This is a genomic window from Myroides sp. 1354 (assembly GCF_030324495.1).
Lineage (GTDB): Bacteria > Bacteroidota > Bacteroidia > Flavobacteriales > Flavobacteriaceae > Flavobacterium.
In genome coordinates this window covers 124,805-140,467 of the sequence record NZ_JACAGN010000009.1, presented here as the reverse complement: position 1 = coordinate 140,467, position 15,663 = coordinate 124,805, and the positions used below count along the sequence as shown (strand labels likewise).

At 33.3% G+C, this 15,663-nt stretch carries 14 protein-coding genes; all 14 read right to left on the bottom strand.

What is annotated here, in order from left to right; all coding sequences use genetic code 11:
- Positions 1 to 558: 558 nt before the first annotated feature.
- Genes HX004_RS11110 through HX004_RS11045 form a run of 14 tightly spaced genes read right to left on the bottom strand, consistent with a single transcriptional unit; the run spans position 559 to position 15,283 of the window.
- On the bottom strand, positions 559 to 1,035 hold the full coding sequence (locus HX004_RS11110; RefSeq protein WP_286442567.1) for a PglD-related sugar-binding protein: 477 nt from the start codon (positions 1,033 to 1,035) through the stop codon (positions 559 to 561).
- 32 nt (positions 1,036 to 1,067) lie between these two features.
- Positions 1,068 to 2,033 (bottom strand): MraY family glycosyltransferase, encoded by a 966-nt coding sequence (locus HX004_RS11105; RefSeq protein ID WP_286442566.1) that lies wholly within the window; start codon positions 2,031 to 2,033, stop codon positions 1,068 to 1,070.
- A 3-nt stretch (positions 2,034 to 2,036) separates the two neighbouring features.
- A complete protein-coding gene (locus HX004_RS11100) occupies positions 2,037 to 2,786 on the bottom strand; it encodes a glycosyltransferase family 2 protein (RefSeq protein ID WP_286442565.1) in 750 nt (249 codons plus the stop codon).
- Positions 2,787 to 2,792: 6 nt separating this feature from the next.
- Positions 2,793 to 4,079 carry a phenylacetate--CoA ligase family protein gene (locus HX004_RS11095; RefSeq protein ID WP_286442563.1) on the bottom strand — a complete coding sequence of 429 codons (1,287 nt, stop codon included), beginning with the start codon at positions 4,077 to 4,079 and terminating at the stop codon, positions 2,793 to 2,795.
- Between the two features lie 2 nt (positions 4,080 to 4,081).
- The gene (locus HX004_RS11090) at positions 4,082 to 5,101 is read right to left on the bottom strand and encodes a CapA family protein (RefSeq protein WP_286442562.1); all 1,020 of its coding nucleotides are present in this window, start codon (positions 5,099 to 5,101) and stop codon (positions 4,082 to 4,084) included.
- Positions 5,101 to 6,261 carry a glycosyltransferase family 4 protein gene (locus HX004_RS11085; protein ID WP_286442561.1) on the bottom strand — a complete coding sequence of 387 codons (1,161 nt, stop codon included), beginning with the start codon at positions 6,259 to 6,261 and terminating at the stop codon, positions 5,101 to 5,103. Before HX004_RS11085 ends, HX004_RS11090 begins: the two co-directional genes overlap by 1 nt.
- A gap of 15 nt (positions 6,262 to 6,276) precedes the next feature.
- Positions 6,277 to 7,698 (bottom strand): hypothetical protein, encoded by a 1,422-nt coding sequence (locus HX004_RS11080; protein ID WP_286442559.1) that lies wholly within the window; start codon positions 7,696 to 7,698, stop codon positions 6,277 to 6,279.
- The gene (locus HX004_RS11075; protein ID WP_286442558.1) at positions 7,695 to 8,837 is read right to left on the bottom strand and encodes an ATP-grasp domain-containing protein; all 1,143 of its coding nucleotides are present in this window, start codon (positions 8,835 to 8,837) and stop codon (positions 7,695 to 7,697) included. The genes HX004_RS11080 and HX004_RS11075 overlap by 4 nt, the downstream gene beginning before the upstream one ends.
- Before the next feature lie 14 nt (positions 8,838 to 8,851).
- A complete protein-coding gene (locus HX004_RS11070) occupies positions 8,852 to 9,865 on the bottom strand; it encodes an NAD/NADP octopine/nopaline dehydrogenase family protein (RefSeq protein ID WP_286442557.1) in 1,014 nt (337 codons plus the stop codon).
- Positions 9,862 to 11,109: an oligosaccharide flippase family protein gene (locus HX004_RS11065; RefSeq protein ID WP_286442556.1), complete on the bottom strand. Its 1,248-nt coding sequence runs from the start codon at positions 11,107 to 11,109 to the stop codon at positions 9,862 to 9,864. Before HX004_RS11065 ends, HX004_RS11070 begins: the two co-directional genes overlap by 4 nt.
- Entirely contained in the window at positions 11,109 to 12,404 is a 1,296-nt protein-coding gene (locus tag HX004_RS11060) for a nucleotide sugar dehydrogenase (protein ID WP_286442555.1), read from the bottom strand. The genes HX004_RS11065 and HX004_RS11060 overlap by 1 nt, the downstream gene beginning before the upstream one ends.
- Positions 12,405 to 12,461: 57 nt before the next feature.
- Complete coding sequence (locus tag HX004_RS11055; RefSeq protein ID WP_286442554.1) at positions 12,462 to 13,436, bottom strand: SDR family oxidoreductase; 975 nt, start codon at positions 13,434 to 13,436, stop codon at positions 12,462 to 12,464.
- Between the two features lie 4 nt (positions 13,437 to 13,440).
- Complete coding sequence (locus HX004_RS11050) at positions 13,441 to 14,841, bottom strand: UDP-glucose 6-dehydrogenase (RefSeq protein ID WP_286442553.1); 1,401 nt, start codon at positions 14,839 to 14,841, stop codon at positions 13,441 to 13,443.
- 16 nt (positions 14,842 to 14,857) lie between these two features.
- On the bottom strand, positions 14,858 to 15,283 hold the full coding sequence (locus HX004_RS11045; RefSeq protein WP_286442552.1) for a hypothetical protein: 426 nt from the start codon (positions 15,281 to 15,283) through the stop codon (positions 14,858 to 14,860).
- Positions 15,284 to 15,663: the final 380 nt, after the last annotated feature.

The following is a 15,663-nucleotide window of genomic DNA, read 5'->3' as shown; positions in this document are numbered from 1 at the left end:
GAGGCAACGAAGGGTCGCATCCCGCGCTCACAGCATACTGCGGAGTAACAGGCGTTGAGTAACAGATGCGACCTATCTCACCGAGTTTATATTTATTTTTGTATTCGATGAATCTACGCTGCGCTCCGATTTCTCCTAAGTCGAGGTGACATGACGGGCGTTAGTGACGAGCAAGAGCAATAGGCGTTGAGTAACAGATGCGATTTCTCCTTCGTCGAAATGACATGACGGGGCGTTGAATGACGGGGCGTTGAGCACACACAGTACCAACACACAGTACCAACACACAGTACCAACACACAGTACCAACACACAATACTCACACACAGTATGTCACCCTGAGGCAACGAAGGGTCGCATCCCGCGCTCACAGCATACTGCGGATTAACAGGCGTTGAGCAACAGAGGTGACATGACGGGCGTTAGTGACTGGCGTGAGCAATAGGCATTAAAGAACAAATGCCTACTCAGAAAATCTCAACCGATAACAGATAAGTGATCACTGTTAACCAAAAAAAAGGATGTTCGCGTTGAACATCCTTTTTTTTATCTTGAATTTTAAAAAACTTCTGATTTCCAGACCACTTGTCCTGGTTTTAAGGTTTGCAGAGCGGTGACACGAGCAAATCCTGCTACATAAGACGAAGGATAGGTGCACACGAAATCTTCTATCACCGCATCATGATCAATGGTTACATTGGCATTGATGATACAGTGTTTTCCTACTTTTGCGTTGGCTTGTATTACAGCATTAGCTAATACTACTGTGCCTTCTCCTATTTCAGCAGAAGGTGAAACATAAGCCGTGGGGTGAATGATTACATCAAAGGCATGTTCTACTTCTGTTGAGATTCTTTGACGTACTTCGTTATTACCTATACCAATAATTACTTTGGCTTCTGATTCATAATCTGTACGATACGGATTACTAGCATCATCAAAATAGGCTACCTGAATAGTATCATTAATTTGATTGATTGTATCTTCAACCACTTTTCCATGGCCTCCCTTTCCGTAAATCATTATCTTTTTCATCTGTATCTGCTTATTTAAAATGAAAAACTAATCTAGTTTTTAGGCTCTACATATTTGTTAATAATATTGCGCTTCAATAGCAAGTATCCGCCACTTAAAACGACTAAAATACCAATGCTTACTCCTATTTGAACCGTTACTGATTCCTGCGTTAATGAAATTACAGAAGTACCAATCAGATATTGGATAATTCCATAAGCAAAAGCAACATACAGTTTATTGATCCCTGCTTCATTACTCAAGTATTGGTATAAATGAGAACGATGCGCCTGAAATATATTTTCTTTTTTCAATAAACGTCTAACGATGGTCCAAACGGTATCAATACCGTAAACAACCAAGAAGAGAATATAGATAAAATTTCCAGTTGTAATAATCAGCTGTCCCAACAAGAATACTACAATAAAAGCCATACAAACACTCCCCACATCACCTGCAAAAGCCTTTGCCTTATTTCTAAAGTTAAAGAATGCAAATACTGCAGCTCCAAGCATAGCAAATATAATTAGGTTTTCATCCACAAAGTGTACATCGGTATTTACCATAGCTAACAAAGCCAATACAACCATGCTATACCAAGCCGTTATTCCATTAATTCCATCCATGAAGTTATAGGCATTGATAGTTCCGATTACCCCAATTAAAGCGGGCAGAATCCACATCCAGGACAGTGAAAATAAATCCCATTGATAAAACATCAACAACACTGAAATAAGGTGTATCAAAAGACGTATTTTATTGGATAGGGTAAAAATATCATCTAAAAAGCTGATAATCGTAATAGCGGTTAATCCCAAAAAGAAATAAGGATACTCAAAGCCCGAATAAATAAAGAAGGCTAAGGCTCCAAAATAAAACACCACGCCCCCTCCTCTCAAGGTAATTTGGGTATGTGAACTTCGTTCATTGGGTTTATCTATAATATTGTACTTGTCTGCTATTTTAAAGTACACTAATTCGGCAATAAATAGTATTGCTACTAGTAGAATGTATTCCATTTTTTATTTTATAAAATAACGTATAAAACCATTAATCATCCAATAACCTGTATAATACATGGCTTTAATCGTTCCAAAACCTTGTGTATCTTTTAAAAAATCAATATGTTTTAGAATAAGTTTATGCTTACTGCTTGTAGCTGAGTTTTTAACCTGTCTATAATAGGCTAATTCTTTGTCTATACCGTAAGATTTCACACCACTTTTTAAAATTGATAACCACAAAGCATAATCTTGTTTTCTTGCATGCTCAGACATATAAAATTTACCTATTTTTTCTGCATCATATACTGCTGTCAAACAACTGATCTCCGTACGTTTTAGCAAGTGCTGATAATCAACTTCTTTACTAACATGAAGTGTAGACTTTATCTTATTTCCTAATTCATCTAAATATCCATAGGATGTATGAGAGAAATAATAATCATTTTGCATCATAAACGGAATCTGAATCGCAAGTTTATCTACATGCCACTTATCATCTGCATCAAGAAAAGCAATATACCTACCTATTGCTTGTTGTATCGCAAAGTTTCTTGTTTTTCCAGACTTTAAATTTTCGCTATTTGTAAATATTTTGATACGATTATCTCTATCCGCCAATTCTTGCATAATATTCCAAGAATCATCAGTTGAACAATCGTTTACCAAAACCCATTCCCAATCTTGGTATGTTTGATTGATAACGGATTCTGCAGTTTCTCTTAGAAATCGCTCTGCATTATAGACTGGAGTTATTATTGATACCATCATCTTTTCCTAATCTAATACTGTTATAAAATCTTTTAGTTTACCTTCCATTGCATGGAGCTTCTCTCCATATTGTATTGTAAAATCAATATCGGAGCCGAAATATTTTTTTATTTCTACTAGCAAAAACTTGTGGTTTTCTTCGTTAAATTCTTGTTCAATTTTCAATAAAATTTCTCCAGGAACATCTTGTACTGCTTGATAATTTAATGTGACATCGTGATTTAAAACTAAATTTTTAAATACATAATAAAAAGTCAAGCTAGGATAATTATTTACTTTTCCAATCACTTTTTTTCCAACTCTTCCTTCAATTTCAAGTAATACAGGAGCGTTCATTCCACAATTACATTTGTAATCTTGCGGAGCTAACTTAATATAATCCCCTAATTTATAGCGAATAATAGGAAAAGATTTAGACAATAAATTAGTCACAACTGCCTCGCCATCTACTTCCTCTAAAATAACTCCTTCCATATTTAAATGCATACTGCCTTGCTTACATTCAAATGCAATTATACCAGATTCAGCCGCACCATACTCGCTAATTATTTTTTTTCCAAAAGCTTTCTGTACTTCATTTTGATAGCTAGGATATATCTTTTCAGATGTTCCTTTAATCATTTTCAAATTAAACGCCCCATCTAATCCCAATTGATTCACTCGTTTTGCAACCTCATAAATCATAGAGGAATAACCATGAATATACTTGGTCTTTTTTAACTTTTTAGTAAAACGAATGATGGAGTCATCATTGTAATTAAAGATTCGAAACCTATTTTGTAAAAAGTCTAATGCTTGTGTTTTTATTCTTTGCTTAAAGGAAAAATTATATCCCCAAAAATAACCGTTTCGATCCCATGGTTGAACACCATGCCAACTATAGCCTCTAAACATGGTTGCTCTATTATGAGAGTCCCATTCTTCATTGCGATACATTGTAAGTGGTTGTCCTGAGGTTCCAGAAGTTTCTGAGTACAATAATTTATTGAAGGCAAAAGTACTTTGAATTTCTTTGCTATGTTTAATCAGATCATTTTTACTGATTATAGGTAACTTTTCCAAATCAGCCAAAGTTGTCATCGTCTTAGGATCAAAACCTATATTCTCAAACAACTTTTTATAGTATATTGAATACGATTCTGCAAAGACTAAAAAGTCTTTTAATTTTTCAAATTGATATTGTAACAACTCTTCATATGATTTTTTTTCACTTTGCTTCAAAAAATCATAATAAGGCAATAACGAAGGATTCCTTCTTTTTGTTCCTAGTTTGAATATTAACTTATGTATCATGCCTACATTCTCCTTTTTATAAAGTCTTTAAAAATAGCTATAATATCCTTAGCTCTAAATCGAGGTACATTACTAATCAATGTTTTTATATTCTTTTTTCTATACGCCTTAATATTCTTAAAAACTTCTTGGTAATAGATTTCATTTTCTACGAGTGGATAAATTTTAGTGTTTAGATAATCAAATGTATATTGTTTGGGTACCTCTCGTTCATTTATAATTTTCGGAAAATTATCTTTACCTATTAAAACATAATCAAAAGACACTTTAAATTCATCATCAATACAATCTAAATTTAATATAGCAGAATAACGGGTAGCCTCAGTAGGCATATTAAACACAAAATTACCCAAAGAGTAAAAGATGTATTTTCCGTTATAGATTTCATAACCTTGTAAAACATGAGGGTGTAGCCCTATTACTAGATCAAATCCACAATCGATTAAATAATGCGCTAAGATTACTTGATCATTATACGGTTTATTGATAAACTCATTTCCCCAGTGAACATACGCGATTTTAAAATCAACATCTTTTATCTTTTCAAACTCTTGTTCGATTTCCTTTAGCTCTGGATTATACCAATATTTAGGAGTTTTACTGTACTTTTCCTCACGTTGCGAAAAGGCTAAAACACCATAAGTTTTACCTTTGTGATTAAAAGTATTTACTCTTACATCGTCTTTCCCAACAATTTTAGCTTGCTTATCTACCAGATATTTACACATTTCCTCATAAGCCTCTATTCCATGTTGCATTACATGGTTATTGGCAACATTATACAAATCGAAATGTTTTACATGACTCAAATACTCTGGTGAAATTCTAAATTGATCCTTGTAAATTCCTTGTTTATTTGTTAAATCAGAAACTACGCATTCAAAGTTTCCAAACCAAAATTCCGACTCCTCTCTTCTTAAGTGTTGAAATGGGTCTTCTTTTTCTTTCATCAAAGATCCAATACCAAAACCAGTATCAAAAAAACCGTCTGTATAATTTATATCACCTACTATCCTAATCATTAGTCTACTTTAAAAATATTTCTTAAAAATTCAACAATTGTATACATCTTGACTTTAGAGAAGGCATTTTTACTAATTGTTGTTAACTTATCACCTGAACTTAGCATTTTAAATTTCTCACAAAAATCTTTTGGTGAATTAAAATCTGCAAAAACGATATCTTTATTAGATTCAAAAACACGTGGTAATGACCCTACAGGCGTACTAACTACAGTCAATCCATTTGCCATAGCTTCTAAGACTACACGAGGAGAGCCTTCTGAAAAAGATCCAAAAGCAAAAATATCATGTGTACGAAGAACTGACAACAAAATCTCTCTATTATCAATATGCCCTTTGAATTCAACATTACTTATTGATTTTTCTTGTACCATATTTTTCAAATGCTCCTCTAACTCTCCTTTTCCAACAATTGTAAGGGAACTAAATGGAAAATCTTTTTGATAAAGTCTAAAAGCCTCTAATACAACTTCTATACCTTTTGCTTTATTTAAATAGCCAACATATAAAAATTTCAATTTATCAAGTTGATATTCTTTAGAGTCATTTAAATAGTAATCTGTTTCATTCAAGGTTGAAGAAATAACAGGTATTGCCTCTATTCCTTTATTCTTTAATTTATCACTAATATGATGACCATTCGTATAAACTTTATCTGCCTTTCTGCATGCTGCATCAAACATTAAATCTTCAGGCTTAAAAAACAATCCATACAGTTTTTTCTTTAGTCTACTTAAATTTGGATTTTTCTCAATTGTATCCAACGGATCGCCTACATAATGAATAATTCGAAACGTTTCATTCCTTCCATAATACTTCTGCAACCAACCAAATGGGGCAGGATATCGGGAATAAACAACATCGAAATCATATTTATTGAAAAGCTCTTTATACTTCTTTTTATACTTGAAGAAATACTTCACATTTGAAATATAAGACTTAGCTTCTGGCAATTCCTCAATAACAACATTGGAAAAAATATTTAAATTTCCAAACCCTTCTAAATTACCTTCATTAAGGGGACTGACAGGCGAAAGCAATACTACTTGGTCATAGTATTTTACAATTTCTTTTAAATATGTCCAATTTGTAAAAGGTAAAAAAAACTCATTGCCAAATCTATAAATTGGCCAAGCGTGTAATAATATTTTTTTATTCATATTTTTCATTTCGATTTAAATACTACTTCGGATATATATTCGAACAAAGGAAAAACCTATCATAACAACAAGTAAAATCCAAAAAATAATTTTATAATATTTTCTATAATAACTATAAAAATCAGGGCGTTCAATAAGTCCTAGTAATATGAAAAAAACATAAATGACTGGCAAAGATTGTCTGGAATCGAAAATAGACATTGAACTAGCTTGGCCAAGCTTATATAGCAACATAAAGAAAATTAAAAACATAAAAAACTTATTCTTTCTTAATTTCTTTACAACGTAGATAACAGCTACAATTCCAATAGGTAGAATAGCATAATAATCAATTAAAGGGATAAAACTATAATTCAATTCTCCTCTACCTGAATAAATATCAACAAAAACTGGAGTCGGAAGAAAAAGACTTAATATAATATATATGGGGCCTAAAAACAATGCTAAAGCACCTAATTTACTAATAGAATTACTTCCACTCATTCTATCCTCTTTCCCTTCATAATTTGTTCTAGCATCATAATATGAAAACGCATCAAATGGTAATATATCCTTAAGAAATAAATATTCCCATGAAAATATAAAAGTGACCAAAAGCAATAGTAAAGAAATTAAAAATTTAGTATTCGAAAATAGGTTAAAACTTTTATCTCTAATAACAATAAAAACCAATGCTAATGATAAGTAAATAGGAAATAAAGTAGCCGCTCGAAAGAACATCAAACAAATACTACAAACAACAATGTAAAACATTGTTTTTATACCAAAACTTTGAAATAATATTCTTCCTATACAATAAATCAAACAACTGACGAAAAAGAGCAATAAAGTGTCCTTCAATTGAAACGAGGCGTAGAAAATAAACAAACTAGAAATACAAAAAATATAGCTTATACTTTTAGCTAGTTTTTCTGAAGAAAAAAATAATAGTGTTTTATAAAAAATGACTACAGTAAATGAAGAAAAGATTGCATTCATGATTCTAGGTACATAAAAACTATCACCTAGTACATATTTTGCTAAAGCACTTGCATTAGGATATCCTGAATAAAAACCCTTCGAAAAAAGAATATCATTATAAAACCCTATTCCTTCTGCCTTCCATCTTTGAACTATTTCACTTGAAATCCATTCATAATTATAATCATCATTATAACTTAAAAAGGGCATAAAATGAATATACTCTAAATATGTTGCTACAATAACTATAAATAATACTTTTAAAAGTAATGAAAATATAAAAATATTTAAATCAAACCTTTTTGATCTTACAATAAAGTTATAGAACATAAAAAATAAAGGAGTAAATACAATAAAGTAAATTAATCCTTCTCTCCAAAAAATAGGAATATCTTTTGTTAAAAGTAAAGCCCCTAATAAAGATATAAGCATCCATAAAAATAGATTCTTCTTATATATTCTTAAGATATTAATCATTTAATGCTATTCAAATAATTACTAATAACAAATTCAGCCGTAAGTTCAGCTATCCAAAATTCACCCTTCTTAAAAGAAAAATTGTCATTCGCATCATAATAACCAGCAACTCCGTCAACTATTAATTGTTTGGGAGTGTCTATCTGATTAAATAAAGATGTTTCAATAATATAATACTTTCCTCTACTTTCAGAATACATTAAATCAACGCCCATTAATCTCGAATTCAACTTTGTTTTAATATCATAAGCCAATTCCAAAGCTTCTTTCGGTATAGCCTTCTTTTCATAATTACCTGCCCCAGAAGCTCTAAAATCACCTTTATTAGGATATCTATAATAACCAAACATTTTTTCGTTTACAATAATTATACGTAAATCAAAAGTTGCATCTTCAATAAATTCTTGAAAAAAAACATAATCTTTTTGACGTTGATAAGGATAAAAAGTTTTCTTACCAAAATACCCAAAAGTTTTATTCACAATTCTTCTAGCCTCTTTACTATTATTAACCTTTACTACTCCAGATGATCCCGCTCCAATATGAGTCTTTGATATAAAAGGATACTTCGCTCCGTTTATATATTCTAAAGATTCTTTATGATTATGAGAAGAAAAGGTTTTTACATAATTTAAACTAAGTGCTTTATAGAGTAATTGAGACCTATTTTTATCCTCATATTGCCAAATCTCATGATATGAAGGAAAACATGTCTTACCTAAATGTTTTTCCAAGACATAAATTCTATTTTCAGCGATATACATATCTGCCGGTGTTGAATTTGGATGCCAAAAAATAACATCTAAAGATAATGCATTCTCATACCAAGAATCACTCTTAATATCATATATTTCATATGGTATAGAATTGGTTTCACAAAATCTTCTATAATATAACCAAGAAGCTGTCGGGCTTACATAATTATCAAAATAAGTACCGTTCTTAACTATACCAACTTTAATTTGACTTGCATCAAAATTACCATCAAGTTTTAACGCAGGAGCTTTTGATAAAAAACCATCAATCTTCTCAATAGGTAATACCTTTCCTTTTTTTATTAAAATTTTTCTTCCATAATTCGAATTTCGAACCATCAAATAGAAAACACTATGCTTTACTTTTTTAAAAAATTTAAACATACTAAATCTTGCTTTTAAATAATTACATTTCCTTGTTCTCTAAAATCAATATCTAATAAAGCACCAGCTAAACTTATAATAGAAGAAGCTATTGGAGTATCTACTCCATATTTTTTTCCTAGACTTTCCATCATTACCAATCCCATCGGAACATCTTCTTTCAAATATCTATGATTTAACGAATTAGGTCCTTTACTAGCTTCCTCAGAAAAAGATTTAAAAACTTCTAAGGAATCCTTATTCAGATCCTCTTCATTTCTCCATTTCGCAGCATCAAAATAAGATAATTCAGGGCATTTTAAGACTTTCAGTAGGTTGTTTTTTTCCAAATCAAAACGTCTAATTACGTTGATAATAGAAGGTGTAAAAGCCTCTTTATATAACCAAAATTCTCCTTTTGAATATTCAATACGTGATGCTGATAGCAAAACTCCAATTGTATGAACAATCATATTAGGATTATGTAGAGCTATATCAAAAGATGACACCCTTTCTAAGTCAATTTTAAAAAAATTCTTCTTAAACTCTTCTTTATCAGCATCTGTAAAATTTGTAAAACAAGCTGCTACTCTACAATTTTGAAAGCTAACATTAACTTTTGTTGGTGATAAAATTCTTCCATTATAAACAGTAGTTTCAAATTCAACATATCTTAAACTCTTAGTAAGATACTTTTCAAAAATCATCCTACTTGCATAACTAGGCATTAAACAGATTATTTGTCCATCTGATACATATGGAGCAATTCTTTTCGCAATATCTTTATGCTGGAGAGTTGTAGTTGTAATAAATATTACCTCAGCATCTTTAATGGCAGTTTCAAAACTAGTTGTTATACTATCAATAACTATTTTATGATCATACTTATGAAAATCATTAACGATATATTCTTTTTTCTCACATAAGGTTTCAAATGCTTCAATATTTTGACTTGAAGTTTTTAAAAAAGTTACCTCATGCCCTTGCATTGTCAAATAGGCACCATGTATTAATCCTACATTACCAGTACCAATAACTGTATATTTCATATCTTATTTTTTTTTAAATATTTAAAATATAATCTCCCCCCCATCATCCATCTACTCAAACTCAAATTAATCGCTGCGCCTAAGGCTCCAAAACTTGTAATTAAGGGAAAGGCTAAAACAAAACCTATGATTGAGGCTGTAAGTGTATTTTTCATTACCAATTTATCTTGTCGCTGCACAATAAAATAATTTAATCCAAAAATATTAGATAATGCATAGCCGTATAAACCTATAATCAAAGTAAAATATATCCAAACGGCCTGACTATCTGTAATATTCAAATAGAGGAATATTAACTTATAAGAAAATGTCAAACCAACAACCATTAGAGTTACAATAGTTAACATCATTTTTTTATAACTCAAAAAAGCATCTTTTTTTCGATTCAAAAAAGGAAAAAATACGCGAGATAATACCTCAATAACTGTAATAACTACATTAACAATAGTTTGAATAGCCTGATATAAACCAACAGCACTTTTTGCACCAAATATACCTAACAAAAAAGTACTCGTATTATTATATAAAGTAGGCACAAACTGATTCACAAAAAGTGGAAAATTTGAACTTACCGTATCTTTAATAATACGCATAGGTAAAAGCATAAACTTTAGTTTATACTTATACACCAATAAAAATTGGCCTACTAACCCTGCACCTATATAGCCTGCACTTTGTAATAAAGGATAAATCCAATAATCTTCCTCTTTTTTAATGAAAACAAAAATGCAAATCGTAAAAAAAATCTTTATTCCTAAATTCAAATAGGTGATATACCGCATCTTCTCGATACCTTGGAAAAACCACTCGGGAAACAAAGCATACCCTACTAGTAATAAACTAGAATAAAAATAGATTGCTTTATACTCATAAAAAGAAGGAAAAAGGAAAACAACCAAACCTATAATTAATAAAGATAATCCTAAAAAAATTCCCTTAATAATCAATACCTTACTATAAATCAAATTTAGTTTTTTGGGACTATTCTTAAATATAGCAACATCTCGTACGGCTGTGATTTTAAAACTAAAATCCGTTAACGATTGAAAATAAGCGATTAAAGAAGCTGCAAAAACAACAATCCCATACTTTTCAAATCCTACTACTCTTAAAACATAAGGTAAGGTAAGTAATGGTAAAATCATCCCTACCAGCTGCAAAGCAGATAGGGATATAAAGTTTTCTAAGAGCGTTTTCGCATCTTTATTTTTTAGTTTCTCCTTTATTTTCGAAATAATTCCCACTACAATCTACTATCCACTCCTTCTTTCAACAATCCTTTTACGTCATAGACAATAGCCGTATCTTTTTTCAGCTTGTCGATATCTAAAGCTAAAAGTTCTTTGTGTGCTACCCCTAAAACCACTGCGTCGTATTTGGCTTGTGGCAACGTTGTATGGCTTACTACGCCGTATTCGTGTTTTACTTCTGCAGGATTTGCCCACGGATCATAGGTTGTTACTTTTACGCCATAATCTTCTAAAGCTGCGATAACATCTACAATTTTGGTATTGCGTACGTCTGGACAGTTTTCTTTGAAGGTTACCCCTAACATCAACACTTCAGCTTTACTTACATCAATGCCTTTTTTAATCATGGTTTTGATTACTTGAGACGCTACATATTCTCCCATGGAATCGTTTAAACGACGACCTGCCAAGATAATTTCGGGATGGTAGCCTTTTTCCATGGCTTTTTGCGCTAAGTAGTACGGATCCACTCCAATACAGTGTCCACCTACTAATCCGGGTTTAAATGGCAAGAAGTTCCACTTCGTTCCCGCTGCTTCTAATACGGCATGTGTATCAATATCCAATAGGTTGAAAATCTTTGCTAATTCATTGACAAAGGCAATGTTGATATCGCGTTGCGAGTTTTCAATTACTTTCGCCGCTTCTGCTACTTTAATAGTTGGTGCTAAGTGCGTACCTGCAGTAATCACTGCTTTGTAGATATCATTAACCACCACACCTATTTCAGGCGTACTACCTGATGTTACTTTTAATATTTTTTCTACCGTATGTTCTTTATCTCCTGGGTTGATACGCTCTGGTGAATACCCACCGAAAAAGTCTACGTTGAATTTTAATCCAGAAACACGCTCTAATACAGGCACACATTCCTCTTCTGTTACGCCTGGATATACCGTTGATTCATAAATGACGATATCTCCTTTTTTCAATACTTTACCCACTGTTTCAGAGGCCTTATACAAAGGCGTTAAATCAGGACGATTGTGCTTGTCCACTGGTGTTGGTACCGTTACTACATATACATTACAATCTGTTATATCTGCTAAATCATACGAACAATATAATCCTTTTGTTTCATTAGCTAAAACTGGATTTGTTGTTACAGTTACCGCTTGTAAAATATCATTTGACACTTCTAGTGTACTGTCTTTTCCTTCTCTTAATTCAGCGATACGCCCTTGGTTGATATCAAATCCAACGGTTGGAAATTTCGTTGCGAATAAACGAGCCAATGGCAATCCTACGTATCCTAATCCTATTACTGCAATTTTATGTTGTGTACTCATAAATGTATAATGTAATTTTTCGTGTTGTATTGTGTACTTTTTTATTTTTTCTTTGATTTATAGCATGTCTTTGTGCTCCCAATACCATTTTACGGCTTCTTTTAGCCCCTCGCGAATTACATGAGTAGGTTCATACCCTAGTAATGTTTTTGCTTTATCCACAGAAGCTAGCGAGTGAGCCACATCTCCTTGACGGTTTGGTCCGTGTTTTACCTCAATATTGGCAATTTCACCGTCGTACTCCGTTAAAAATTCTTTTAAATAACCCACCAATTGGTTTAAGTTGGTACGATCGCCTACTGCTGTATTGTAAACTGTATTTACGGCATCTTTATTCGTTGTCAGCATGGCGCGTTCATTCATCTGAATCACGTTGTCGATATAGGTAAAATCGCGAGAATTTTCTCCCGTTCCGTTAATTGTTGGGCTTTCGTGTTGAATAAATTGTTTGGTAAACAACGGAATAACCGCTGCATAAGCCCCTCTTGTGTTTTGACGACGTCCAAATACGTTGAAATAGCGCAATCCGATGATTTCAATTCCGTACGTTTTGGCAAATACGTCTGCGTATAATTCGTTTACATATTTAGTTACTGCGTAAGGAGACAAGGGTTTACCAATTACATCTTCTACTTTTGGCAAAGCAGGAGAATCACCATAGGTAGAAGAACTTGCTGCATATACCATGCGCTTTACTCCTCCGTCTCGTACTGCTACTAACATATTCAAAAATCCGTTGATGTTTACCTCATTGGAAGTGATCGGATCGTTAATTGAACGAGGCACAGATCCCAAGGCTGCTTGGTGCAACACATAGTCAACACCAGATACGGCTTGCTGACAAGTAGCTAAATCGCGAATATCCCCTTCTAATAATTCGTAATTGGGATTGCTTAAAAATTCTTCAATATTGTGTCGATAACCTGTTGCGAAGTTATCTAAACAACGTACAAAGTATCCTTGATTTAAAAAGTACTCTGTTAAGTTTGAGCCAATAAATCCAGCCCCTCCAGTAATTAATATTTTTTTCATAATCCTATTTTCCTCTTCCAATAGTATACACTTCAAATCCTATTTTTTCCAAAGCTTCACGATCGAGGATATTTCGTCCATCGAATACGAAAGCTGGTTTTTGCATGTTATTGTAAATGCGCTGCCAATCGTAGGTTGTAAATTCATCCCATTCCGTTAGCACAGCAATACCGTGTGCTTCTGCTAAGGCCTCATATGGATCTTGGTGAGCCGTTAGGTGCTGGCGATTGGTTTTTGGCTCACGCGTAGCCAAATAATCCAAATCGGACAACATTTGCATTTCCGTTACCTTAGGATCATAGACGTGAATTTGCGCTTCTTCTTCTATTAAATCGTTGGCTACGTAAATAGCGGCTGATTCGCGCGTATCGTTGGTATCTTTTTTAAATGCCCATCCTAAGAAGGCTATCTTTTTATCGTTTACGGTATTGAACAAGGTAGAGACGATGTTTTCTGCAAAACGTCGTTTTTGGTAATCGTTCATGAGGATAACCTGCTCCCAATAGTCGGCTACTTCTTGTAATCCGTAAGACGAGGCGATATACACTAAATTTAGGATGTCTTTTTGGAAACATGAACCTCCAAACCCCACAGAAGCTTTGAGGAATTTACTTCCAATACGGCTATCGGTTCCAATAGCACGAGCTACTTCACTCACGTCTGCTCCTGAAGCTTCGCATAGTTCAGAAATAGCGTTAATTGAGGATACGCGTTGAGCTAAGAAAGCATTGGCTGTTAGTTTAGATAATTCCGACGACCATACATTGGTGCGCAAGATGCGCTCTTGCGGCACCCAAGCGCCGTAAATAGCCGCTAGAGCTTCGATGGCTTCTTTTCCCTCGGGGGATTCTTCTCCTCCAATCAATACGCGATCGGGTTGCATCAAATCCGCAATAGCAGTTCCTTCTGCTAAGAACTCCGGATTGGATAAGATTTGAAAGGCTACGCCATTTCCCGTTTGATCTAAAATACTTTTTATCGCTTGTGCGGTACGCACGGGTAGTGTTGATTTTTCAACTACAATTTTATCTGTCTTGGCTACTCTCGCAATTTGACGTGCACATAGTTCAATATACTTTAAGTCGGCCGCCATTCCCTTACCTTTTCCATAGGTTTTGGTTGGGGTATTGACAGAAATGAAAATCATATCTGCTTCGTCAATGGCTTGATCTACGTTGGTATCAAAAAACAAATTGCGCCCTCTTGCTTCAGCAATCACAGCATCTAAACCGGGCTCGTAAATGGGCAATTGATTCAAATCTGGGTTATTCCAAGCTTGAATACGCGCTTGGTTTACGTCGACCACCGTGATTTGAATGTGAGGATTTTGATGTGCAATCACGGCCATCGTAGGACCTCCTACATAACCTGCACCTACGCAACAAATCTTCTTAATACTCTTCATTTCTCTCACAAACTTATTATAATCTACTATCTACCTCGTTTGGCTTCAATACGCTTTTCGTATCAAAGACTACGCTCGCAGAATGTATGAATTCTCGGACGTTAAATGTATTAAAATTTAGCTTTGTATCTTTAATTTCATTCGCAGACTTACCGCTCTTATCAGCATAAGTTTGAATAGGGCTACAAATCGAAGGAAAGTAAGAAAAAAGAGCTGCCTTAGTTGAGACAGAAGTGCTGCTAAAAAATGGAACTATAGCACGAGACACCTTCAGCTGATCAGCATCGGCTTCTTTGGTTTCGTCTTGTGCTTGTTGCAGGGTTTCAATGCGTTTAGCATTAATATCAAATCCCACTACGGGGTAGTGTTGAGCGAATGCTAGCGCCAAAGGCAAACCTACATAGCCTTGTCCTACAACTGCAATTTTATATTCTTTTTCCATTTTTTTACTACTTTCTTATTTACTTAGGGACGGATAAAAAAGTAAGGTGTTTTTAGCCATAAGCTACTCCCTAAGCTCACAAAGGTACATTTTTTACCCTCTTTTACCTATTAAAGATTTATTATTTTTATACAAAGAAGCACAAGCCCCCCTCCTAAAAAAACAAGGTTAACTAACAATAATTGTTAAATACTTTTAAATAAAGCGCTTTATTCTCATTTATTGATTTTTTTTATACATATTTTTGAAAGGTATTGTTGATTTAGTGGTTGCTTTTTTGTTTTTTGGATTAATTGGTTAGACCATCTCACCCTACTCTGATTTTTCTATTCATCCCTATTGAATCATGTCATAGGACCCATTGCCATTGGTCCCTACGT